27 protein-coding genes are annotated in these 22,646 nt (G+C 63.1%); 18 read left to right on the plus strand and 9 right to left on the minus strand.

The window, feature by feature from the left end:
• Positions 1 to 705, plus strand: a complete 705-nt coding sequence (locus tag O7A70_RS10350; protein ID WP_337140303.1) for a DNA alkylation repair protein — start codon at positions 1 to 3, stop codon at positions 703 to 705.
• A gap of 103 nt (positions 706 to 808) precedes the next feature.
• Positions 809 to 1,372: a DUF3299 domain-containing protein gene (locus O7A70_RS10355; RefSeq protein ID WP_337140304.1), complete on the plus strand. Its 564-nt coding sequence runs from the start codon at positions 809 to 811 to the stop codon at positions 1,370 to 1,372.
• 9 nt (positions 1,373 to 1,381) lie between these two features.
• On the opposite strand, the gene O7A70_RS10360 is transcribed toward O7A70_RS10355, so the two are convergent.
• The 4 genes from O7A70_RS10360 to O7A70_RS10375 form a co-directional block, all read right to left on the minus strand.
• Positions 1,382 to 1,873, minus strand: coding sequence for an Lrp/AsnC family transcriptional regulator (locus tag O7A70_RS10360; protein ID WP_006205209.1), 492 nt, complete (start codon positions 1,871 to 1,873; stop codon positions 1,382 to 1,384).
• A gap of 108 nt (positions 1,874 to 1,981) precedes the next feature.
• Positions 1,982 to 2,656, minus strand: coding sequence for a uracil-DNA glycosylase family protein (locus O7A70_RS10365; protein WP_337140305.1), 675 nt, complete (start codon positions 2,654 to 2,656; stop codon positions 1,982 to 1,984).
• Positions 2,596 to 3,207, minus strand: a complete 612-nt coding sequence (locus O7A70_RS10370) for a glutathione S-transferase (RefSeq protein ID WP_337140306.1) — start codon at positions 3,205 to 3,207, stop codon at positions 2,596 to 2,598. The genes O7A70_RS10365 and O7A70_RS10370 overlap by 61 nt, the downstream gene beginning before the upstream one ends.
• A gap of 33 nt (positions 3,208 to 3,240) precedes the next feature.
• Entirely contained in the window at positions 3,241 to 3,864 is a 624-nt protein-coding gene (locus O7A70_RS10375) for a thermonuclease family protein (protein ID WP_337140307.1), read from the minus strand.
• A gap of 76 nt (positions 3,865 to 3,940) precedes the next feature.
• On the opposite strand from O7A70_RS10375, the gene O7A70_RS10380 reads away from it, so the two are divergent.
• Together O7A70_RS10380 and O7A70_RS10385 are read left to right on the plus strand one after the other, a co-directional pair.
• Positions 3,941 to 5,461: a sensor histidine kinase gene (locus O7A70_RS10380; protein WP_337140308.1), complete on the plus strand. Its 1,521-nt coding sequence runs from the start codon at positions 3,941 to 3,943 to the stop codon at positions 5,459 to 5,461.
• 48 nt (positions 5,462 to 5,509) lie between these two features.
• The gene (locus O7A70_RS10385) at positions 5,510 to 6,037 is read left to right on the plus strand and encodes a GNAT family N-acetyltransferase (RefSeq protein ID WP_337140309.1); all 528 of its coding nucleotides are present in this window, start codon (positions 5,510 to 5,512) and stop codon (positions 6,035 to 6,037) included.
• A gap of 19 nt (positions 6,038 to 6,056) precedes the next feature.
• Here the strand turns inward: O7A70_RS10385 and O7A70_RS10390 are convergent, their stop codons facing one another.
• Positions 6,057 to 7,055: a nicotinate-nucleotide--dimethylbenzimidazole phosphoribosyltransferase gene (locus O7A70_RS10390; protein WP_337140310.1), complete on the minus strand. Its 999-nt coding sequence runs from the start codon at positions 7,053 to 7,055 to the stop codon at positions 6,057 to 6,059.
• Between the two features lie 199 nt (positions 7,056 to 7,254).
• On the opposite strand from O7A70_RS10390, the gene O7A70_RS10395 reads away from it, so the two are divergent.
• Positions 7,255 to 7,485, plus strand: coding sequence for a DUF1289 domain-containing protein (locus O7A70_RS10395; RefSeq protein ID WP_337106896.1), 231 nt, complete (start codon positions 7,255 to 7,257; stop codon positions 7,483 to 7,485).
• 10 nt (positions 7,486 to 7,495) lie between these two features.
• On the plus strand, positions 7,496 to 8,200 hold the full coding sequence (locus O7A70_RS10400) for a TIGR02281 family clan AA aspartic protease (protein ID WP_337140311.1): 705 nt from the start codon (positions 7,496 to 7,498) through the stop codon (positions 8,198 to 8,200).
• A gap of 105 nt (positions 8,201 to 8,305) precedes the next feature.
• Here the strand turns inward: O7A70_RS10400 and dusA are convergent, their stop codons facing one another.
• A complete protein-coding gene (dusA, locus tag O7A70_RS10405) occupies positions 8,306 to 9,304 on the minus strand; it encodes a tRNA dihydrouridine(20/20a) synthase DusA (RefSeq protein WP_337140312.1) in 999 nt (332 codons plus the stop codon).
• A gap of 115 nt (positions 9,305 to 9,419) precedes the next feature.
• Between dusA and O7A70_RS10410 the strand changes: the two genes are divergently transcribed.
• Both O7A70_RS10410 and O7A70_RS10415 read left to right on the plus strand, forming a co-directional pair.
• Positions 9,420 to 9,833 (plus strand): hypothetical protein, encoded by a 414-nt coding sequence (locus O7A70_RS10410; RefSeq protein ID WP_337140313.1) that lies wholly within the window; start codon positions 9,420 to 9,422, stop codon positions 9,831 to 9,833.
• A 420-nt stretch (positions 9,834 to 10,253) separates the two neighbouring features.
• Positions 10,254 to 10,928 (plus strand): protein-L-isoaspartate(D-aspartate) O-methyltransferase, encoded by a 675-nt coding sequence (locus O7A70_RS10415; RefSeq protein WP_337140315.1) that lies wholly within the window; start codon positions 10,254 to 10,256, stop codon positions 10,926 to 10,928.
• Positions 10,929 to 11,020: 92 nt separating this feature from the next.
• On the opposite strand, the gene gloA2 is transcribed toward O7A70_RS10415, so the two are convergent.
• Positions 11,021 to 11,404, minus strand: coding sequence for an SMU1112c/YaeR family gloxylase I-like metalloprotein (gloA2, locus tag O7A70_RS10420; protein ID WP_337140316.1), 384 nt, complete (start codon positions 11,402 to 11,404; stop codon positions 11,021 to 11,023).
• Positions 11,405 to 11,612: 208 nt separating this feature from the next.
• Between gloA2 and O7A70_RS10425 the strand changes: the two genes are divergently transcribed.
• The 10 genes from O7A70_RS10425 (at position 11,613) to O7A70_RS10470 (ending at position 20,886) form a co-directional block, all read left to right on the plus strand.
• Positions 11,613 to 11,882, plus strand: a complete 270-nt coding sequence (locus tag O7A70_RS10425; protein WP_337140317.1) for an acylphosphatase — start codon at positions 11,613 to 11,615, stop codon at positions 11,880 to 11,882.
• A gap of 161 nt (positions 11,883 to 12,043) precedes the next feature.
• Entirely contained in the window at positions 12,044 to 12,694 is a 651-nt protein-coding gene (locus tag O7A70_RS10430) for an aromatic ring-hydroxylating oxygenase subunit alpha (RefSeq protein ID WP_337140318.1), read from the plus strand.
• Entirely contained in the window at positions 12,691 to 13,536 is an 846-nt protein-coding gene (locus tag O7A70_RS10435; protein ID WP_337140319.1) for an aromatic ring-hydroxylating dioxygenase subunit alpha, read from the plus strand. The genes O7A70_RS10430 and O7A70_RS10435 overlap by 4 nt, the downstream gene beginning before the upstream one ends.
• The gene (locus tag O7A70_RS10440; RefSeq protein WP_337140320.1) at positions 13,533 to 14,186 is read left to right on the plus strand and encodes a glutathione S-transferase family protein; all 654 of its coding nucleotides are present in this window, start codon (positions 13,533 to 13,535) and stop codon (positions 14,184 to 14,186) included. Before O7A70_RS10435 ends, O7A70_RS10440 begins: the two co-directional genes overlap by 4 nt.
• 1 nt (position 14,187) lies before the next feature.
• Positions 14,188 to 15,567 carry an amidohydrolase gene (locus O7A70_RS10445; RefSeq protein ID WP_337140321.1) on the plus strand — a complete coding sequence of 460 codons (1,380 nt, stop codon included), beginning with the start codon at positions 14,188 to 14,190 and terminating at the stop codon, positions 15,565 to 15,567.
• A gap of 33 nt (positions 15,568 to 15,600) precedes the next feature.
• Positions 15,601 to 16,695 carry a BMP family ABC transporter substrate-binding protein gene (locus tag O7A70_RS10450; protein WP_337140557.1) on the plus strand — a complete coding sequence of 365 codons (1,095 nt, stop codon included), beginning with the start codon at positions 15,601 to 15,603 and terminating at the stop codon, positions 16,693 to 16,695.
• A 3-nt stretch (positions 16,696 to 16,698) separates the two neighbouring features.
• A complete protein-coding gene (locus O7A70_RS10455; protein ID WP_337140322.1) occupies positions 16,699 to 18,222 on the plus strand; it encodes an ABC transporter ATP-binding protein in 1,524 nt (507 codons plus the stop codon).
• Entirely contained in the window at positions 18,219 to 19,319 is a 1,101-nt protein-coding gene (locus tag O7A70_RS10460; protein WP_337140323.1) for an ABC transporter permease, read from the plus strand. Before O7A70_RS10455 ends, O7A70_RS10460 begins: the two co-directional genes overlap by 4 nt.
• Positions 19,316 to 20,227 carry an ABC transporter permease gene (locus O7A70_RS10465; protein ID WP_337140324.1) on the plus strand — a complete coding sequence of 304 codons (912 nt, stop codon included), beginning with the start codon at positions 19,316 to 19,318 and terminating at the stop codon, positions 20,225 to 20,227. The genes O7A70_RS10460 and O7A70_RS10465 overlap by 4 nt, the downstream gene beginning before the upstream one ends.
• Before the next feature lie 245 nt (positions 20,228 to 20,472).
• Complete coding sequence (locus tag O7A70_RS10470; protein ID WP_032935069.1) at positions 20,473 to 20,886, plus strand: hypothetical protein; 414 nt, start codon at positions 20,473 to 20,475, stop codon at positions 20,884 to 20,886.
• A 342-nt stretch (positions 20,887 to 21,228) separates the two neighbouring features.
• On the opposite strand, the gene O7A70_RS10475 is transcribed toward O7A70_RS10470, so the two are convergent.
• The gene (locus tag O7A70_RS10475) at positions 21,229 to 21,531 is read right to left on the minus strand and encodes a DUF982 domain-containing protein (protein WP_140505424.1); all 303 of its coding nucleotides are present in this window, start codon (positions 21,529 to 21,531) and stop codon (positions 21,229 to 21,231) included.
• A 125-nt stretch (positions 21,532 to 21,656) separates the two neighbouring features.
• Positions 21,657 to 22,643 (minus strand): ABC transporter ATP-binding protein, encoded by a 987-nt coding sequence (locus O7A70_RS10480; RefSeq protein ID WP_337140558.1) that lies wholly within the window; start codon positions 22,641 to 22,643, stop codon positions 21,657 to 21,659.
• Positions 22,644 to 22,646: the final 3 nt, after the last annotated feature.

The raw sequence follows: 22,646 nt of genomic DNA on the forward strand, positions 1-22,646 counted from the left end.
ATGGCCGAGCTTTCGCCCCAATCCAGTGCCGACGAAATCGTCGCGCATCTGCGCTCGATCGCCTCGGAGGAAAATCGTCTTGGCATGCTGCGCTACGGCATCAAGATCGAACGTGCGCTCGGTATCTCGCACGGTGTGCAGCGGCAGATTGCCAAGAAAATCAAACGCAACCACGAGCGCGCGTTCGCGCTGTGGCAGACAGGTATCGTGGAGGCGCAGTTCATCGCCTCCGTCACGGCCGACCCAAAGCGGTTTTCCGCCGCGGATGCGAGGCAATGGGCGTCGAGTTTCGACTCCTGGGATATCGTCGATGGCGTCTCTGATCTGTTCGTCGACACGGATGCCTGGATAGAACTGATCAACGAATTTGCGGCCGATGAACGGGAATTTGTTCGACGCACGGCTTTTGCCATGATGGCCTGGTCTGTCGTCCACCGGAAGAAAGAGCCGGAGGCGACCTTTCTCGCCTTCTTGCCCATCATCGAAGCGCAGGCCACCGACGCCCGCAACTACGTGAAGAAGGGTGTGAACTGGGCCCTTCGTTCGCTCGGCAAACGGTCCATGGTTATGCACGGTGCTGCCCTTGCAGTCGCCGAAAGGCTCGCGCAATCGACTGACAAGACCGCGCGCTGGATCGGCAAGGATGCTGTGAAGGAACTGTCGGATGCCAGGACAATCGAGCGCCTCGCCGCCAGAAAGACCTGACAGGTTGAGGAGTGCTGCGGCCGGTTCTCGCCGACATGTGATGCGGCTCGAGCATTGACGCCACCGACGGCGGCGTCTTTACTCGCCCGCAAAGGATGCGGCCATGACCCATTTCAAATCAATCCTGGCGCTTGCGGCCGCGCTTGCTCTCTCCACCGCCGGCGCTTCGGCCGAAACCACGCACATCTTTTGGAAGGATTTGCGCCCGGTAACCCAGGCGGTTGCCGAAGACGCCGGCCTGCCGATGATCGCGGCGAAACTGCCGGATCACGGCGAGACGCTGTCGGTTGCCCTGCAGGACAAAACGATACAATTAGCCGGCTATGCATTGCCGGTCGATCGCGACGGCGATCTCGTCTATCAGTTCCTGCTGGTACCTTGGACCGGCGCGTGCAGCCACATGCCGACGCCGCCGCCCAATCAGATCGTGCTGGTCACGCCTGCCCGTCCCTACAAGATGTCGCAAGCCTACCAGCCGGTCGCCGTTACTGGTGCCCTGAAGCCGGAGATGGAGAAAAGCCAATTGTTCATTCTCGACGGCGTCAGCGTCATCCAATCCGGTTACGCCGTGCGCAAGGCCGATGTCGTGGGCGTCGACACGGTTCCGGACTCCGTCGTATTGCCGGTGAACTCGCCCTGGAGTTTCCTCAATAAGAAGAAGAATTGAGTTGCGGGATCAGGCCGCGTTGGCGCCCGACTCCTTGTCCAGCACCATGTAGTCGAGCGGGATTTCGGTCGTGTACTTGATCTGCTCCATGGCGAAGGACGACGACACGTCCCGGATCTCGATCTTGGCGATCAGCCGCTTGTAGAAGGCGTCATAGGCGGCGATGTCGGGCACCACGACACGCAACAGGTAATCGACGTCGCCGCTCATGCGATAGAATTCGACCACCTCGGGAAATTCCTGGATGACCTCGGAGAACCGGCGCAGCCATTCATGGCTGTGCGAATTGGTGCGGATCGACACGAAGACGGTGACCCGCACATTGACCTTTTCGTGGTCGAGAATGGCGACGCGCCGCTTGATGACGCCCTCCTCTTCGAGCTTCTGGATGCGCCGCCAGCACGGTGTGGTCGACAGGCCGACTTTCTTGGCAACGTCGGCGACCGCGAGCGTCGCGTCCTCCTGCAGGAGGCGGAGAATTTTTCGGTCAAGGCGATCCATCGGAGGCTCCTGGTGGAATAGTTTCGCTATATTCCCTTTTATTTGGGCCGTTCACAAGAAAGAAATTCTGCTGCCTGCGCCGAAAGCAAGTGATTTCTTGCTGAATGCCTAAGCGAGGCGATAGCGGATTTCCGACCGCAGGAAAGGCAGCAAATCCATTTCAAACCAAGGATTCTGCTTCAACCAGCCAGTGTTGCGCCAGGATGGATGTGGCAGTGGCAGCACTTTGGGGCCGACGGAACTCTCCCAGATGGCGCGCCAGTTCATCACCGTTTCCGTCAGCGAGGGGCGGCGCGCCGCGCCCATATGCCAGGTCTGCGCATAGAGGCCGATCGCCAGCACCAGGTCGATCCGCGGCATCGACGCCATCAAGGGCGCGCGCCAGGCGGGGGCGCACTCACGCCTCGGCGGCAGGTCGCCGCCCTTGGCGTCCTGTCCGGGAAAGCAGAAGCCCATCGGCACAATGGCGAATTTCTCGATGTCATAGAATTCGTCGCTGGTCACGCCGAGCCAGTTGCGCAGGCGGTCGCCGGAAGCGTCGGTGAATGGCATGCCCGACACATGCACCTTGGTTCCAGGGGCCTGGCTGGCGATCAGGATGCGGGCGCTGGACGAGGGTCGCAGCACCGGACGCGGCTTGTGGGGCAGCGGCTTGCCGACGGGAGTGTCGACGCAGATGCGGCAGGCGCGGACCGTCGCGGCGAGCCTGTCCAGTTGGACGCTCAAGCGGCGGCACTCGGGCGGCTGGAGACGGCCTGATGCCAACGTAGCACATTGGTGCATTCCTCCGGCACCTTGATGCGTGCCGGCTTCATGAAGTCGATCGCGATCAGGCCGGTGATGTCGGCAATCGAATAGCTGTCGCCGGCGGCGAATTCGCGGCTGCCCAGTTCAGCGTCCAGCAGCCTGAGAAAATCCACCGCCTTCGGCTTGTTGGCCTCGCCCCATTCGGGGATCTGCGGGATTTCCCATTCCTTCATGGCCGGATGGATGTGGCGGAAAGCTTGCGTGACGCTGCTGAGCAGGTTGAACTCCATCCGCCTCTGCCACATCTCGACCTGCGCCTTGCCAAGTGCGCCGCGCCCGAACAATGCCGGCTCTGGATAAAGCTCCTCGAAATAGCGGCAGATAGCGACGGATTCGGTAAGGATGGTGCCGTCATCGAGCTCCAGAACCGGCAGGCGCCGCAGCGGATTGCGCGAGCTGACCGGCTGCTGCTTGTGTTCCAGCGCGCTCATGTCGATGGGCACCAACGGAACCGTGATCCCCTTTTCAGCGAGGAAAACGCGAACCCGCCGTGGGTTGGGCGCACGACCGCCGTCGAACAGCTTCATTTCGATCCTCCTTTTCCTTCCGCCAGACATGCTTCACCAGAAGCGAAATATCTCGCGCACGGCATCGCCGATCGACGCCAGCATGCCATGTTTTCGCTCCACGACATCGCCGTGGTGGCTGTCGCGCCAATCCTGCGGCTGGTCGAACGTGCCCGCCCAGATGCCAATCCTTGCGGCGCGCGCGGTGGCTTCCTCGCCTTCGAAGTCGCCATAGGCGACGGCCCAGCCCGCCTCGACCTGGGCGCGGTTGAGGTCGGTGCCGCCGGCCTTGCAGTCGCCAAGCAACCGGCCATAGCGATCGCGCTGCCAGCCGCTGCAGGTGACCGGCCTGCCGGCGATCAGCCGCACCAGCGATTGGCGCGCCTGAGTACCACAGGCATAGTCGGCGCCGTTCTTGCGGCAGGTCTGGGTATACTCCGGAGCGTCGATGCCGCGCATGCGGATGCGCTCGGCGCCGAGCGTGATCGAATCGCCGTCATTGATGATGGCCGTACCTTGCGTCTTGCGTGTCTCCACCCGGTCAAGACGCGCCGCAAGCAGGATCAACAGCCCCAGAATGATGACGGTCAGCCCGTAGTCCAGCAGCTTGCGCCACAGGCTTCTGCGGCGAGGTGCCGCGTACCGCGGGCGCGACCTTGGCGACCAGGAACGGCTCATATGGCAAACGGTTGGTTAATCATTCGAACGTAGCTTAACACCTTGAAATCGCTGCGCGCATAAATTGAAGCTTTTGATGCCCTTGCAACGCTCGAACACAGCGGACAAGTTCATTGTGGACCGCAGGAAACGGCATCGCAACAGCGATGTCGCGCGCGCGGTGCGCAAGACGCGCGACCGTCTTTCGCAGCAGGCCGGCAACCCCGATTTCGATCGCGAACTGCTGAAGCTCCACGCCCGGGCGATGACAAGCGGTGCCGTCGTCATCCCGCTGCTCGTCCTGGTGATCGCCGCCGTCGGCCGTTTGGCCGGTGTCGGCAATGAGATCGGCCTCTGGGCGTTGTTTACGCTCACCTGCTATACAACAGTCGTCTTCATGGCGCGGCGCATCGAGCGCACGGAAGCTTCCGAACTCAACTCATTGCAAACGCGAAGGGAATTCCTGGTCGGGCATTTCCTTTGCGGCCTTGGCTGGGCCTGGTTTGTCTGGCTGGGCTGCGGCGCCTGCGAGGTCGACCAGTTCCAGGTGATCAAGGCGGTAGTGCTCCTGTTCGCCATGGCAGGGACCGCGCTCATGGCCTCGTCCCTGAGCGGCGCCCTGCTGGCGACCTTCGCGTTTCCAGTGGCGCTCTACGCCTATGCCGCGACCAGGTCGTGGATGCCGGTCGAGGCGATCATGGCCGGGCTGCTCGTCCTGTCGCTGCCTTTCTTCGCCTATATCGCCAGTCACCTCAATCGCTTCTCCCTGCTGCTCTTGTCGTTCCGCTCCGAAAAGGATGCGCTGATCGCCGAAGTGGAGACGGCGAAATCGATGTCGGACGAGGCGCGGCGGCGGGCCGAGGACGCCAACCTTGCAAAATCGCGCTTCCTTGCTTCGATGAGCCATGAATTGCGCACGCCGCTCAACGCCATTCTCGGCTTTTCCGAGGTGATGGCGAACGAGGTGCTGGGGCCGATGAGCAATCCTACCTATCGCGACTACGCCCATGACGTGCATGATTCAGGCCAGCACCTGCTCGACCTGATCAACGAGATCCTCGACCTGTCGCGCATCGAGGCCGGCCGATACCAGCTCAACGAGGAGCCGGTGATGCTGCTCAACATCGTCGAGGATTGCTGCCACATGATGGAGCTTAAGGCACGCAACAAGGATATCCGCGTCGTTCAGGATTTCGAACAGACATTGCCGCGGCTGTTCGCCGACGAGCGCGCCGTGCGCCAGATCGCGCTCAACCTTCTGTCCAACGCCATCAAATTCACCGCCACCGGCGGCGAAATCCGCGTCCGGGTCGGCTGGACGGCGGGTGGCGGCCAGTACATTTCGATCAAGGACAACGGCCCCGGCATTCCCGAGGACGAGATTCCGATCGTGCTTTCAGCCTTCGGCCAGGGTTCGATCGCCATCAAGAGCGCCGAGCAAGGCACCGGGCTTGGGCTGCCGATCGTGCAAGGGCTGCTCGCCATGCATGGCGGTGAGTTCGAGCTTCATTCCAAGCTGCGCGAGGGCACCGAGGCGATCGCCATCTTCCCGCTGAGCAGGGTGATGGAAGAACTGCCGGCGCTGCCGACCGCCGCGGTCGCCGCGCGGCGGCGGTAGCGCCTAAGGGACCTGCGTCGACATGACTGGAAAGAAACGTGGACCATAATGAGGGCGGAGTGGGATGCCAGCAGCATCGAAATCAAATCGCAGCGGCTTCGCCTGAAGCTGTTTGCGGCCGACGATGCCGCAGACGTCTTTGCCGCCATCACTCCCGCGATCACCCGTTTCATGCAGTGGGAACCACCTCGATCACCAGCGGCTTTTGCCGAGGTATGGCGATCCTGGCTGATCCCGATCCTTGACGGATCGGATTTGCATTTCGTCGTGCGTTCGTTGGCGGACGGTCGCTGCATGGGGCTTGTCGGCCTTCATGCGGCCAGGACTGCCTGTCCCGAGATCGGAATTTGGCTAAGGGAGGACGTACATGGAAACGGCATCGGCCGTGAGGCCGTTGCCGCCGTGGCGGCTTGGGCGTCCGACGCATTCAATCCGGATTGCTTCGAGTACCCAGTCGCAGAAGAGAACGTGGCGAGCAGAAGGATCGCGGAAGGCCTTGGCGGTTCAATAGTCGAGACACGCTCGAATTCGAAATATACCTCTGTCGTCTATCGCATTCCCAATAGCCGGCGTTGACGCGCGAGGACCGGGGACGTTAGCCCCGCACAGCCGCCGCCATGCCTGAACTGGTCAATGCCGCTGCCTTGACCAGCCCGGCCGCCAGGGCTGCTCCTGCCCCTTCGCCATGACCGATGCCCAGATCGAGCAGCGGACGCAGCCCGAGGTGCTCGGCGGCCCTTGCATGCGCGGGCTCCGGCGACAGGCTGGCGAGAAGACAATGATCAAGCGCTGCGGGGTTCGCCGCATGCAGCACCGCCGCGGCTGCCGTTGCCGCGAACCCATCGAGCAGTACCGGTATCTGCTGCATCCGCGCGGCGAGGATTGCGCCGGCTATCGCCGCGAACTCGCGGCCGCCGACCCGGCGCAGCGCCTCCAGGGGGTCTTCCAGATGGTGGCCGTGAAAGGCCAGCGCCGCATCGATCACCTTCGCCTTGCGGGCCTGCATCGCCGCATCGGCGCCGGATCCCGGACCAATCCAGTCGGCACCCCTGCCACCCAGCAACGCGGCGAACAGGGCCGCGCCGACGGTGGAGTTGCCGACGCCGAGATCGCCCAGGCAAAGCAGGTCGGTGCCGCCGGCAATCGCCTCCATTCCGAAGGCCATGGTGGCCGCGCAACCGCGTTCATCGAGCGCGGCATCCTCGGTGATGTCGCTGGTCGGGATGTGCAGCGCAAGATCGAACACCTTCAGACCGAGGTCGTTGGCAATGCAGATCTGGTTGATCGCCGCACCGCCGGCCGCGCAAAGCTCGACCGCGTTGGCGGTCGCCGCCACGGGCCTCGTCGAAATGCCATGCCTGACAACGCCATGATTACCGGCAAAGACAGCCATCAAGGGCCTGGTCACGGCGGGCGGAGCGCGACCGCTCCAGGCCGCGAGCCACGCGGCGATGTCCTCGACGCGGCCAAGCGAATTCACCGGCTTGTCGGCTTTGGCCAACAGCGTGCGCACGCGCGCTTCGGCTTTAAGGTCGGCTGCCGGCAAACTGTCGAGCAGGTTACGGAAATCATCGAAAGGCAGTGCACTGGTCATGTCGCGAACAATCGTTCCTGGATCCGGGGAGCGGCATAGCTGCCTTGCGTGATCGGCACAACCTCCTCGATCGTCCTTCCCTGATTTGCCGCAAAGGCGGTCACGGAAGGCGCTATCGCGAGGGCTTGCATTGGCTTTGCCGTTGCACCATGTGGAGATGGAAGAGCGGATTCCGGACCGTGTCCCTCGAGAGAAAGTCATGACGGCCATCGAAACTCCCTGCATCCTGGTCTGTTCGATCGATATGAAAACCGGCTTCTGCTTCGGTTGCGGCCGCACGCGCGAGGAGATCGGCGCCTGGATGGCGATGACGCCCGAGACGCGCCGCAGCGTGATGGCCGAACTGCCGGCCCGGCTGGAAACCGTCGAGCGCCGGCCGCGCCGGGAAACACGCCGCACCCGTATGGCGCGCGAACGCGACGCACTCTAGCGAGGAACGGATGAGCAGCCGGCTGTTCTGGACTGTGATGGCGGTGATCGGGGTGGGGGCAGTGCTTCTCATGCTCAACGATTCCGCCGGCAGCACGCTCGGCGTCGAGAATTACGATTTTGGCCGGCTGATCTGGCTTGGGGCTTTCGGCGCCCTTATCGGCGCCGGCTTGCTGCGGTCGGCTCCGCTCGGAGTGATGGCCCGCAATCTCGGCGCCTGGGCGGCAATCGTGCTCGCGCTGATCGCGGGCTACCAATATCGCTACGAGCTGCAGGACGTCGCCAGCCGCGTGACCGCGGGCCTTGTTCCCGGCAGTCCGCTGGCGCTCGGCGTCGAAGACGGCCACGCCACCGTGACCCTGGACAAGGCCGACAATGGTCATTTCGAAGCGCGCATCCTGGTCAACGGCAACCCGGTTCGCACCGTTGTCGACACCGGCGCGACCAGCACGGTCCTGACTTCCGAAGACGCGCAAGCCGCCGGCTTCAATCCCGCGGCGCTCAACTACACAATACAGGTTTCGACAGCCAACGGCATGGCACGCGCCGCGGCGGTCAAAACCCACGAGCTGGCGATCGGCGGCATCGTGCGCAAGGATATGTCGGTGATGATCGCCGCCCCCGGCATGCTGAGCCAAAGCCTGCTCGGCATGAACTTCATCGGTTCGCTCTCGGGCTTCGACGTGCGCGGCGACCGTATGATCCTCAGGGACTAATGCATGTCGCCCGGAAGTGTCCTCGGTTCCGGGATAACGGCATGCATAAAATCAGAAGCTTACAGCCGGTCAGGCGAATCCTATTCGCCGCGACATGCTGTAAGTTCAGGCCGCTTCGGCGGCCGCTCCTCCGAATTCGACAGCCGCGAAAGCCGTCTTCAGCACGTCCGGCCCGGCTCCGGGCCGGGTCGCGTCGGTGGACAGGACCTGGCGGTAGCGGCGCGCGCCGGGCAGCCCGTGAAACAGCCCGACCATATGGCGGGTGACATGGCCGAGCCGTCCGCCTTGTTCGATATGGCGCGCCGCATAGTCCGCCATCGCATCGATCAGCGCCGCGAAATCGAACGCTTCCGGCAGCGCTCCGTAGAAGGCGGCGTCAACACCGGCCAGAATGCCTGGTGTGTGGTAGGCGGCGCGGCCGAGCATGGCGCCATCGACATGATCGAGATGCGTCCGAGCCTCTTCAAGCGACTGAATACCGCCATTGATGCCAATGAATTTGCTCGTCTTTTTTTCCTTCAGCCGATAGACCCTGTCATAGTCAAGCGGCGGGATGTCGCGGTTCTCCTTGGGGCTCAGCCCTTCCAGCCACGCCTTGCGAGCATGCACCCACAAGGTATCGGCGCCGGCATCGAAAACCCCATTCGCCAGCGCATCGAGCGCCGGCTCCGGATCCTGTTCGTCGACGCCGATGCGGCATTTGACCGTGACCGGCACCGTCACTGCCGCTTTCATCGCTGCGACACAGTCGGCGACAAGGTCGGGCACTTTCATCAGGCAAGCGCCGAAGGTGCCCGACTGGACGCGGTCGGACGGGCAGCCGACATTGAGATTGATCTCGTCATAACCGAAGGCCTCGCCAATGCGCGCCGCTTCGGCAAGTTTTGCGGGATCCGAGCCGCCAAGTTGCAGGGCGACGGGATGTTCCACCTCATCGAAGCCAAGCAGCCGCTCGCGCGTGCCGTGGATCACCGCGTCAGCGACAACCATTTCGGTGTACAGCAGCGCATGTGTCGTCAGCCGGCGATGGAAGAACCGGCAATGCCGGTCTGTCCAGTCCATCATGGGTGCTATGGCTATTCTATGATCTTGATTTTTCAGCATTTTTTCTTTAACATCAAATCGTTAGACCCTGCCGAGTGCACACGAATTTACGCCAGAATACGACCCTTTTCGCCACGTTTAGATCTCTCAGTGCACACGGAGCGCAGACGAAAAAATGGCCACCTACACCAAGCTCTCGTCTGGTTCCTGGCGTGTCCAAGTCCGTCGCAAAGGTCGCTACGCCAGCGAGACCTTCCTGCGCCGAGACGACGCGCGGCGCTGGGCGACCGAAACCGAGCGCCAAGTCGATCACGGTGAGACGCCGACGAAGTCCCGTAAAGCGAGCCTGAAAACTTTCGGCGAACTCATCGACCTTCATATCGACGACATGCGCGAAGTAGGCAAGTCCCCTCGGCGCTCCAAGGCCTCCGTGGTGAACGCACCTTATCTGCGTTGCGGCGGTGCCGATCGCGAGACGGCCGGACCGCGTTCGATTCCTTGTGACCTACTGCGTCAGCGGCCGGCGGTAGCCATGAACCAGGGCGGGATGTCGTGGTATCCCTTGGCGGCGGGGATCAGGTCACGTTGATAGGGGTTCATGAGGAACAGTTCCACAATGACAACTTCCACAGCGGCCTGCTGCTAGCATAAGGCGACGCATTTGCAGCTTGCGCGATCCACAGGCATCCCCTTCCGACAGCGCATCGACTATGATGGACATTGCGCTATCCTCCGTTGAACCTGACCATCAATGCACATCGGGAGGGGAACGGTTCCACTTGGGCATCTGCATCGCGAATGGAACATAAGCAGGCGAAAGCATGAGGTGGGCGCGCGGCGGGCCTGCGGTCGCCGAGGCCGCCGCAGCATCTCTCAGGCTCTGCGTCGGCTGGCCGCGACGTCGCATCATATGGGCAATACCCTGCACATCGGCCTTGTCGGTTACGGTGACGAGACGAACAGGATATAACGTTATTGGGGGCAGCTGGTCGAGGAAAGCCTCACCGTCATGAAACCGATGAACGAAGAGCACCTTGCGGTTCTACGCAGGCACATGGTCGAGATGATTGCGATCCATGCCGACCTTGCAAGCGAAGAACTCGGCAAGGCAACGCTCGATGAGCGGGTGATGGCATCGATGCGGCGGGTCCCGCGACATCTCTTCGTGCCCGCTGCGGTCGCGTCTTATGCCTACCAGGACATGCCGCTGCCGATTGGCTTCAATAAGACCGTGTCGCAGCCCTTCATGGTCGCTCTGATGACCGATCTCCTTACTCCCCAGGCGCACGAAACTGTGCTCGAGATCGGGACTGGCCTAGGCTATCAATCCGCCATCCTCGCGGAACTCGCAGGACAAGTTTGGAGCGTCGAAATCATCGAGGAGTTCGCAACCCATGCCGAGGCTCTGCTGCAGGGCCTTGGCTTCTCGAATGTCGCTATTCGTGTCGGAGACGGGTCTCGCGGCTGGCCGGAGCACGCCCCATTCGACAAGATTCTCGTTAGCGTGGCGGCTGAGCGGACGCCGCCCGCTTTACTGAATCAGCTCAAGCCAGGGGGACGCCTTGTTCTGCCTTTGGCGTCTGAAGAAGTACAGTTTCTGACTATCATCGACAAGGATGCTGCTGGGCAACTCGAGACTCGGAAACTCATCCCGGTTCGGTTCAGCCGGCTTGAAACCATCTAACGAGGTGCGCACAATTGCCGCTACTTCGCTTTTTTCGACCGTCAGCCGGATGCCGGCAGCTGCGCACTCTTCTCGTCGCAATCCTCCGGCTGTCAAACTCTATCCTCGTAGACCTCAATTGGGAGACCATCGGGGTCTGCCACGAAAGTAAACGGACGGCCTGTGTGTGGGTCTATGCGGATAGGCTCAACTTCGACACCTCGTGCGCGAAGCAACCGGGCTGTCGCCTCTACCGAGTCCACCGAGAATGCTACATGTCGTAGCCCGCATGCCTCAGGCCTGGTCGGCCGGCTGGGCGGCATGGGAAAACTGAACAATTCGATCTGGACGGGACCATGCCGCAAGTCGCACTTCCAAGATTGCTTTTCGGCGCGCCAATTTTCGTCGACGATGACGAAATCGAGTTTATTGTAGAACTGCTTCGACAGCTCGTAGTCACTGCAGATGATTGCAATATGATGGATTCCTAGAAGCATCGATCTAACCCCACATGAGCATGGACAAGCCTGACGCCGCAGCTAGGAAGTCAGCCAGCCCTTTAGGATGACAGATAACGAGCCCTGCCTAATAAGGGGTACAGATTGCGAAGGCACGCAGCTGTTGCTGGACGCGAGCCGAAGACGGCGGCGATTGAGCACAATGCAGATAGATATATATGTATCTGTTTCATTGCCGAGGTTTTCTATGAGCGAGCAAAATCGATATTCCTGGCGGGAGCGCATGACGATCCTCGGCGATGTCGAGGCGGCATCCTTCCTTCCGTGGATCGAGCGTCATGCCGCCAAGCTCGGGCTCGCGCAGACCCTATGCGTTGCCGGTCCCGATCGGATTGAGCTCGATGTCGCCGGTCCGGCCGAACTGATCGATATGATGGAGATGGGGTGCTCCCTTGGACCAATCGATGTTTGGGTCGAGACCATTCGCCGGACGCAGATCGACAACGAATCGAGCTAGGGTTTGAAACTCGCTGGCCCTGGCTGGGAGACGTGATGCCCCCTTTTTAGGCATTATTGTCAGTGAGGAAATATTGTGCAAACGTGACCGGACTAATTAGCAAATCCCTTGACCGCGAAGCTGTGCTCGGGAAGATGTTGATGTCATTTGAAAGTTGACGTATGCCACCCTATCCGACCGGCTCATGGATGCCAGTTGCCCTCTCTGCGGACTTGCCGGCGGGAACCGTGATGCCGGCGCAATCCTCAGTCGGACCGATTGCCCTTTGGCGCAGCCGCTCCGGCCGCACGGCGGCCTTCGCCGACAGATGCCCTCATCGCGGCATGCGGCTTTCCCATGGCTTCGTGCGCGGTGAGGCCCTGTCCTGCATCTATCACGGCTGGAACTATGCCCGGGCGGGAAACTGCCTGCGCATCCCGGCCCATCCGGGGCTGGCGCCGCCGGAGACGATTCGCGTCGCGACCCAGGCGGTCGAGGACAGCGGCGGGCTCATATGGATTTCCGTCGGCGAAGCCGCTGCCCCGCCGCCGCGGCTCGACGGCGTGGCCCCGCTGCGTTCCATGATGGTGGAAGCGGACGTCGCGGCGCTGGAGGCGGCCGCGGGCGCGAAGGCCGAGGGAGGCCTGCTCGACCATACCCACGATGGCCGGACGCTGCGGCTGCTGCTTGCCCCCGCAGGGGAAGCGCGGACGCTCATGCATGTTCTGGTGGGCGAGGACGTCAATCCGACCGAGCGGATCGCCGCGTCGCGGGCCGCCGAAACGCTGCGGCGGGCGGCCGAGAGCATTCGGCGCAGCAGGGCCGTCCGATGACCCGCAACGCGATGATCGACGAATGGTATCCGGTCGGCCTTGCCAGCCAGCTCGATGCGCGGGGGCGCAAGACGGCCCTCATGGGCGAACCGATCGAGGTGCGGCTTGGCGACGACGGAAACGCCATTGTCACGGGGGGCAACGGACGCGCCCTGCCGGTCTGCGTGCGCTATGGCCATGTCTGGTCGTCGCCCGGTGATCCGCAGAAGGCGCTGTTTGCGATCCCCGAGGCCGATCAGCCCGGCCGCCGGCTTGTCGATGTCGGGGTGGTGCGCGTGCGCTGCTCGCCGTTGCGCGCGGTGGAGAACTTCCTGGACATTGCGCATTTTCCGTTCGTCCATACCGACATATTGGGGGCCGAACCGCATACGGAGGTCCAGAGCTACAAGGTCGAGATCCGCGAGGACGAGGACGAGGTTTGGGCGACCCAGATTAAGTTCTACCAGCCGCAGGCCGCCAAGTCGGCGGAAGGCGGCATAACCACGGAATACATGTATCGCGTTCCCGCGCCGACCTGCTCGATCCTCTACAAGACCTGTCCGCCGCGCCCGGGCGAATGGGACGTCATCACGCTTTTCGTGCAGCCTCTTGCCGAAGACCTGTGCGACGTGTGGCCATGGATGGCGCTGTTCGACGACGAGACGCCCATGACAGACCTGATCCATTTCCAGCAGACGATCTTCGTCCAGGACCGGTCGATTCTTGAAAACCAGATTCCGGGGCTGCTGCCGCTCGATCCCGGCATGGAGATTCCCACGCGAGCCGACCTGACGTCGGTTGCCTACCGGCGCTGGCTGAAACGCCATGGCTACACCTACGGCGCGCAACTGGTGGCGCAATGAAGCTCTACGACTACGTGCTGTCGCCGAGCTGCTACAAGGCGCGTCTGATGGCTGCGCTGGCCGGGGTGAAGCTCGACATCCGGCCCGTCGACTTCCATCCCGGTGCCGAGCATCGCGGTCCCGAACTTATGGCGCTTAACCCGGCGGGTTCGATCCCGATCCTGGAGGATGGCGACCTCGTCCTGACCGAATCCTCGGCCATGCTTGTCTACCTCGCCGCGAAGGCGGCACCGCAATGGCTGGCCAACGATACGGCCGGAGAGGCGGCGCGCGTCCAGCAATGGCTTTCCTTCTCGCATCGGCTGACCGCCAGCCTGGGGGCGGCGCGCCTGCATGAGATGCTGCTGCGCCCGGGCAACATCGATGTCCTTCAGGGACAGGGGACAACGGCCCTGCGGGAGCTGGAAGCCGGCCTCGTCGAACAGCATATCCGCGGCCAGCGCTTCCTCGCGTCGGACCGGCCGAGTGTCGCCGACATCGCCTGCTTTCCCTATGTGGCGCTGGCGCCGGACGGCGGCGTCTCGCTCGATCCCTATCCCGTGATCCGGCTGTGGTCGCGGGCGATCCGCGCTCTCGACGGCTTCATCGAGATGCCCGGCATCCACCGGCTGCACGAGCTCAGACCCGAGCCCGCCCCAGGCGAGGCCTGACGTGGCGGGCTATCTGTTGAAGAACTGCGCTGCGGTCATCGTGGACGATGGCAACGGTCCGCGCGTCCGTCGCAATGTCGATGTGTTGACCGACGGCCCGGCGATACGGGCTATCGGCGAAGGCCTCGACAAGGGGGATCTGCCTGTCGGGACCGTCGCGCAGGAGGCTGCCGGCTGGTTCGTCTATCCCGGCCTCGTCAACACCCATCACCACTTCTTTCAGTGCTTCGTGCGCAACCGCGCCGATCTGGACTGGACGAAACTGTCGGTCATCGAATGGCTCGACCGCATCTATCCCATCTTCTCGCGGTTGACCGAGGAGTGCTTCTACCACGCATCGGTCACGGCCATGGCGGAGTTGATAAAGCACGGCTGCACGACGGCGTTCGACCATCAGTACTGCTTTCCGCGGCATGCCGGCAAAAGGCTGATCGACCGGCAGTTCGAGGCAGCCGAACTGCTCGGCATGCGCTTTCATGCCGGACGTGGCGGCAACACGCTGCCGAAATCGGAAGGCTCGACCATCCCCGACGCCATGCTGGAAACGACGGACGAGTTCATCGCCGACTGCGCCCGGCTGATCGACGCCTACCATGATGCCGGTCGCTTCGGCATGCGCCAGGTCGTCGTCGCGCCCTGCCAGCCGGTCAACTGCTATCGCGAGACATTCGTGGAATCGGTGGCGCTAGCGCGCGACCGCAAGGCGCGCATGCATACCCATGTCGGCGAGGGCGAAAGCCCGGTCATGCAGGCCCGCCATGGCCTGCGCACGGTGGACTATTGCGCGGAGATAGGCTTCTGCGGGTCGGATGCCTTCTATGCCCATTGCTGGGAGCTGACCCACGACGAGCTGCGCACGATGGCCGCCAGCGGCACCGGCGTCGCGCACTGCCCGGAGCCGGTCTATCTCGTCGGCGCCGAAATCACCGACATACCGGCGATGTCGGCCCTCGGGCTCATCGTGGGCTTGGGTTGCGACGGCGCCGCCTCGAACGACAATTCCAACCTGATGCACTGCATCCATTCCGCCTACATGCTGCAATGCCTGTCGGCGTCGACACGTGACCATCCGGTTCCGCCGCCGGCCGATTTCCTCGGCTATGCGACAACCGGGGGCGCGGCGCTGCTCGGGCGCGGCGACATCGGCAGGCTGTCGCCCGGCATGGCCGCCGACTTGTTCGCCATCGACACGCGGCGCATGGACTATGTCGGCACGCGGCACGATCCGCTGAGCCTGCTGGCCAAGGTGGGCATCGGCACGCCGACCGACATGACGATGATCAACGGCCGCATCGTCTGGGCCAAGGGAGAATTCCCGGGGCTCGACGAGGCCAGACTGTTCGCGCAAGCCGAGGCGGCGCTCGCGACCGTGGAATTCTAGAAGCCAAAACCAAAAACAAGGGGAACCGACATGCTGACAAATCTTACCCGCAGAACATTGATGAAGGGCGCTGCCGCTACCGGGCTCGTCGCCGCGGTGGGTAGCCGCGCGCTTGCCGCCGACGAACCGCTGGGCATCGTGCTTGTGGTCCCCTCGCCGGTCGGCGACGTCGGCTGGGGCCGTGCGCTGGCCGACGGGCTCGAGCCGGTCAAGGCCGCCTACGGCGACAAGGTGAAGGTCACCATCATCGAGAACATTCAGGAAGGCCCCGACGCCGACCGCATCATGAACAAGGCGGTCGCCGACGGGAACAAGTTCCTGATCGCCGGTTCCTTCGGCTACCAGAACGGCGCCCTGCAAATCGCGCGCCGCAATCCCGACGTCACCGTGCTGCACGCTTCCGGTTACCAGGTGGCGCCGAACTTCTCGCCCTTTGCCGCCCAATATTCCCAGGGCACCTACCTGATGGGCATGGCGGCGGCCGCGCTTTCGAAGTCCGGCAAGCTCGGCTCGGTCTCCGCCTTCGCCATTCCCGAGCTGATCACCTCCATCAACGCTTTCACGCTGGGGGCGCAGGCGGTGAAGCCCGATGTCGAGGTTTCGGTCGTATGGGTGAACTCCTGGTTCGATCCGGCCAAGGAGCAGGAAGCCGCCAAGGCGCTGCTGGCGCAGAAATGCGACGTCATCTTCTCCAACGCGCAGGACACGCCTTCCGTCGTTGCGGCCTGCGATGAGGCCGGCATCCCCGCCTTCAACCTCAACTCGTCGATGAAGAAATACGCGCCCAAGACCTACCTCGGCTGCGTGGCGACCGATTGGTCGCCCTTCTTCAAAGCGTCGGTCGATGCCCACCTTGCCGGTACCTTCAAGGGCGCCAACGCCTTCTTGGGTGTCGGCGACAAGGTCGTCGAAGTCGTCGACTGGAACCCTGGCATCCCGGCCGACATCATGATCAAGATCAAGGAGGTTGAAGCCAAGATCGCCGACGGCAGCTTCTCGCCCTTTGCCGGTCCGATCGCCAAGGCCGACGGCAGCGAAGGCGTTCCCGCCGGCAAGACAATGACCGAGGCCGAGATCGTCGCCATGGACTGGCACGTCAAGGGTGTCACCACGCCGCTGCCCAAGTAATCCATGACCGCCCCGCTTCTGTCGCTGCGCGGCATCTCCAAAAGCTATGGCCAGATCCATGCCAATCGGGACATCGATCTGGACGTGGCTCCGCGCTCGATCCATGCGATCCTCGGAGAGAATGGGGCAGGCAAGTCGACGCTGATGAAGCTTATATACGGCGTCGAGGAGCCGGACGCCGGAACAGCGACCTGGAAAGGAGAGGCCTTCGCGCTTGCGTCCCCGGCGGACGCGAGGCGCAAGGGAATTGGCATGGTCTTCCAGCATTTCTCGTTGTTCGAGACGCTGACGGTGGTGGAGAACGTCCGGCTGGTCGTGCCCGGGAAAAAATCAGATCTTGCGCAAGGCATCCGCAAGCTCGGCCGCGACTTCGGCCTGGAGGTCGATCCGCTTGCCCACGCGCACGCGCTCTCGGTCGGAGAGCGGCAGCGGGTGGAAATCATCCGCTGCCTGATGACCGAACCGCAGCTCCTGATCCTCGACGAACCGACCTCCGTCCTGCCGCCACAATCGGTGGACAGGCTGTTCGAGACATTGCGGCGGCTGCGCGACGGCGGCGTGTCCATTCTGTTCATCTCGCACAAGCTGGAGGAGATTCGTGCGGTCTGCGACCGCGCGACCATCCTGCGCGGCGGGCGCATCACCGGCCATGTGGATCCGCGTGACCACGACGCGCACGACCTCGCCCGCATGATGATCGGCCGCGATATGCCGCAGCCCATGCCGGCAGTTGCGCATTCCGGCGGGGAAAAGCGCCTTGAAATCCTCGGCCTCGAGCATCGGCCGGACGATCCCTTCGCCGTGGCGCTTTCCGACGTCAGCCTGACGGTCCGGGCAGGCGAGATCCTCGGTATCGCCGGCATATCGGGCAATGGGCAGAGCGAACTCGCTGCGCTGATCTCGGGCGAGACGGTGCTGCCGCGCGACAAGTCAGAGCGTATCTTTATGATGGGAAGGGATGTCGGCGCGCTCGACGCGGCGGCCCGCCGCCGGCTGGGCTTCGCCTTCGTTCCGGAGGAACGGCTGGGCCGCGGTGCGGTGCCGGAAATGTCGCTCGTCCTCAACAGCCTTCTGACTGCCCATTCCTCCGGCCTCTTGAAACGAGGCCTCGTCGACGCGGCCCGCGCCAAGGCTTTCACCGAGGACTGCATCCGGCAATACGACGTGCGCACGCCGGGTTCCGAAACGGAGGCCGGGGCGCTTTCGGGGGGCAATCTGCAGAAGTTCATCGTAGGCCGCGAGATCATGCTGTCCCCGAAATTGCTGTTCGTGGCGCAGCCCACCTGGGGCGTGGACATCGGCGCCGCATCCGCCATCCGCCGGCGCCTTGTCGCTTTGCGCAACGAAGGCATGGGCATCCTGGTCATCTCGGAGGAACTGGAGGAATTGTTCGAGCTTTGCGATGCGATCCAGGTGATCCATCAGGGCCGGCTGAGCCCGCCGCTGGTGACGCGCGACACCAGACCCGAGGAGATCGGCCGCTACATGATCGGCGCGCATTCGACGGCCGAAAAGGTCCCCGCATGAGCGCTCGGTCCCGGCCGTTCCTTCCCGTTCTGGTTCGCCGGGAGCACGCCTCGCTTGCAATCAAGCTGGTCGCCCCGCCCGCCGCGCTCGGCCTGGCGACACTGCTCAATCTCGCGCTCTACCTCCTGATGGGCCGCGATCCGGCCGCCGTTTTCCATGCGATGCTTCTGGAGCCCTTCCTATCCTGGGCCTCCTTCTCGGAAGTCCTGCTGAAGATGGGGCCGCTGCTACTGATCGCGCAGGGGCTTGCCATCGGCTTTCGCGCAAAGGTCTTCAACATCGGCGCCGAGGGCCAGTTCATCCTCGGCGCGATCTTCGCGTCGGCCATTCCCATTTGGCTCCCGCAGGCAACGGGCCAGTGGATCTGGCCCGCCATGCTCGTCCTCGGCGCACTGGGCGGCGCGCTTTGGGCCTCGGTCACGGCGTTCTGGCGCGTGCGGCTCAACGCAAACGAGATCCTTGTATCGCTTATGCTGGCGCTCGTTGCCGCCCAACTGCTCAACTATCTGCTTCTCGGCCCCTGGAAGGACCCGGCCGGCTTCAACTTCCCGCAATCGGTGATGTTCCAGTACGACGCGACGGTGCCGATCCTGATCCCCGGCACCCGCGTCAACCTCTCGCTGCTTGTCGCCTTCGCTTTCTCCCTCGCGGCCTGGGTCTTGATGCAGAGGAGTTTCGCTGGCTACAAGCTGCAGGTCGGCGGCCTTGCGCCGCGCGCGGCTGGATACGCCGGCTTCAACGAAGGACGCGCGATCTGGCTTTCCCTCCTCATCGGCGGCTTCGCGGCAGGCCTCGCCGGGGCGGCCGAGGTGGCCGGGCCGCTCGGCCAGTTGCAGCGCTCCATCTCGACCGGCTACGGCTATGCGGCCATCATCGTTGCCTATCTGGGGGGCCTTCACCCGATTGGCATCGTTTTTTCCGCGCTGCTCATGGCGGCCCTCTATATCGGCGGCGACAATGCCATGGTCTCGGCAAATCTGCCGGTCGCCGCGGTCCGGGTCTTCCAGGGCAGCCTGCTGCTCGCCTATCTCGTCGCCATCGCCTTCGTCCGCTATCGGCTCGAATGGCGCCATGCCGCTCACGGAAGCGCTCCATGAATGCCCTCGAGTTCATCGTCGCCGGAATGCTGGCGGCGGCCACGCCGTTCCTTTTGGCTGCGCTGGGCGAAATGGTGGCCGAGCGGGCCGGCGTCCTCAATCTCGGCGTGGAGGGACTGATGGCCATGGGGGCGGTCATCGCCTTCATCATCGTCTATCACGGCGGCGGTCACCTCCTGGGTTTCCTCGCCGCCGGTCTCGCCAGCACGGCTCTTTCTCTTGTCTTTGCCGTCATCGCGCTGGGGTTCCGCGCCAACCAGGTCGCGGTGGGTCTCGCCATCGGCATACTCGGCCAGGGCCTCTCGGCACTGTTCGGCAAGAGCTATGAGAGCCTCACGGTCAAAGGCCTACCGAAGCTTTCATTGCCCTGGCTTTCAGATATCCCGGTCATCGGCGGCCTGTTCGTCGAGGACGTCGTCGTGTGGCTCTCGCTTGCTGCGACCGTCGCCATCTGGGCGATATTCGCCTACACCAAGATCGGCCTTGTCGTGCGCGCCGTCGGCGAGAATCCCAAGGCGGCCCGTGCGCTCGGCTATCCGGTAATCGCCGTGCGTTTCGCCGCGGTCGCTTTCGGCGGCGCGTTAGCGGGTTTCGCCGGTGCCTACGCGGCCGTGGTCTACACTCCGCTCTGGGCCGATGGCATGATCGCCGGGCGCGGCTGGATCGCGATCGCGCTCGTGGTCTTCGGCACTTGGCTTGCCAGTCGCATCTTCCTCGGTGCTTGCCTCTTCGGCGCCGTGTCCCTCGCAAGCCTCGCGGCCCAGACAACTGGGCTCGACGTTTCCTCGCAACTTCTATCCAGCCTACCTTATCTCGTGACAATCGTCGTGCTGGGCATCATTTCTTCGAACCGGCGTCTGCTCAAGCTCAACGGCGTGGCTTCGCTGGGAGAGCCTTTCGAACAATAGTGTCGCTCGCCGCCCGGGCAGCCATTCCAAAAACCACCTATTGTGCGACTGTGCTCGCCGTGACGTGAGGCATCAGTCTTTTCTGTGCACAGATAGTGCACACGCCCCTGCCCGCACAGCTGCATTGGTCGATCATGAGCGGCAGAAATGCCATGGCGCCATCACGGTCATTTAAAATCATATGGGAAAGGAGTAATATTAGTTGTCGCTCACATTGTTGCGCGACCAACATATGGGAGGAAAGCATGAATCGCAGATCTGCAATTGCCCTTGGTCTCACGGCCGCGGCGGCAACCCCTCTGTTCGTCCTGACCGCGCATGCAAAGACCAAGAAATACGGCCCGAAAGACGGCAAGGAGATTGCCCCCGGCATCAGGGTGGTGGAGGTCGGCACCGGGAACGCCGACATTCCCGCCTACAAGAGCATCTCGATTGTCGACGTCGTCTTTCAGCCCGGCGCACACGCTCCTCAAATGGTGATGGATAACGACATGGTCTGCACGATTACCGCCGGTGCATTCACCATCAAGAAAGCGGACAAGGAATTCAAGCTGAAGGAAGGAGACATGTACACTTGCGCCAAGGGCAAGACCGACGAGGCGACCAACACAAGCAAGGTGGTCGGCATACATCGCATCGCCGTCCTGATACCTGCTTAGAGAGACGGGAATCCGGTCGACGCGTCGCCCGCATGTTGCCGCGCAATCAGCGGCTCCAATTCCTGCAGATTCAGCGAGATCGGGCCTCGCTGTTCGAACCGGATGCGGTGATCGACTGCGGCGGTGGTCAGCGGTGATCTGGCGCTGACGTCGACCCGCTTTCCGGACGGTGATGTGACAAGCGAGGTCGCCCGCCGGCAAACGGATGGATCATGGCTCTGGGTGATTGATCGATACAGTGTCGATTGGTGACCGGATGGTGGGGCGGTTTGCCCCGAAGCGCAAACAGCGACATCGCGCCCGCAACGGGCGCGATCCGCCAGCAGTAAAGGCCGTGGACGGCTACCGCCGCAGCGCGTGTATGCTCGCCTTGCTGTCGTTGCCTATCGGCAGAGCCATGTCATCGTCCAGAAGCCGCGTGATCCGGGCAAAGCCGGTGAACGCCTTTCTTGCTTCCTCCGCCGACATCTGTCCCGACAGGGCGGCCGAGCAGCAATTCAGTGCACACTGATACACAGGCCCACGCCGTCCCTTCGGCCATTTACGCAAGAAAACCATCGCCTCGGCGACACTATCCACTTCTTCTACAGGGTGTCCCTGCCCGCGCGATATCCGCACGGGCGAAAAGAAATGCAGGTAGTCCATTGTTTCCTCCGGTCGATCGAGATGCGCTCGATCGAACCCCATGAAACGCGCCGTCCGGTGGTTGGTTCCACGCGGAACACAGAATTTTGAAAAATCTGGCGGTCGGATGGATGAGGCAATATCGGCTATATCGTCGGGAAGTGGCAGGCCGCTTTGCGGCCGGGTCGGTACGCCCTCAGTTCCGGCCGCTCCGAACGGCAGCGCTCAACCGCCATCGGGCATCGGGGGTGGAACCGGCACCCGGATGGCGGATTGAGCGGGCTCGGCACATCGCCCGTAAGGATAATGCGCTTGCGCGTCCCGCTGGGTGTCGTCTCCACGACGGGAACGGCCGAGATCAGCGCCTGGCTGTAAGGATGGGCCGGGGCTGAAAACACCTCTTCCGCCGGTCCTTCCTCGACGATCGAGCCGAGATACATGACCGCGATGCGGGTCGAGACCTGACGCACCACGGACAGGTCGTGGGCGATGAAGACATAGGTGAGGTCCAGCTTCTCCTGAAGGTCGGCAAGCAGGTTGACGATCTGCGCCTGTACGGACACGTCGAGCGCTGAGACCGGTTCGTCGAGAACAACGAGATCGGGATTGAGGGCGATGGCGCGCGCTATGCCGACACGCTGGCGCTGCCCGCCCGAGAATTCATGGGGGAAGCGCATGACATGGTCCGGTAACAGTCCGACGAGCTCGAAGAGCTCCGCGACGCGGTTGGTGATCTCGCGCGATGAAAGCTTGCCATGGATGCGCAGCGGTTCCGCCACGAGGTCGCCGACACGCCGGCGCGGATTGAGCGAGGCCGACGGGTCCTGGAACACCATTTGCAGGCGCCGCCGCAGCGGCCTCAGTTCAGACAGCGACTTCGACGTGATGTCGTCGCCTTCGAACAGCAGCTCACCGTCCGAAATGTCGTAGAGCCTGACCAGACAGCGCGCCAGCGTGGACTTGCCACATCCGGACTCGCCGACCAACCCGACGGTTTCGCCGCGCCGCACCGTCAGGGAGACATTGTCGACCGCGTGGACGGTTCGCCTGCCTTCGGCGGAAAAACGGGTGCCGATCGAGAAACGCTTGCCGAGCGAGCGCGTTTCGAGGATTGGACGGTCGTCGTCGATCATCGG

The sequence above is a fragment of the Mesorhizobium sp. Cs1299R1N1 genome (genome assembly GCF_037179655.1).
In the GTDB taxonomy this organism is placed as follows: domain Bacteria; phylum Pseudomonadota; class Alphaproteobacteria; order Rhizobiales; family Rhizobiaceae; genus Mesorhizobium; species Mesorhizobium salmacidum.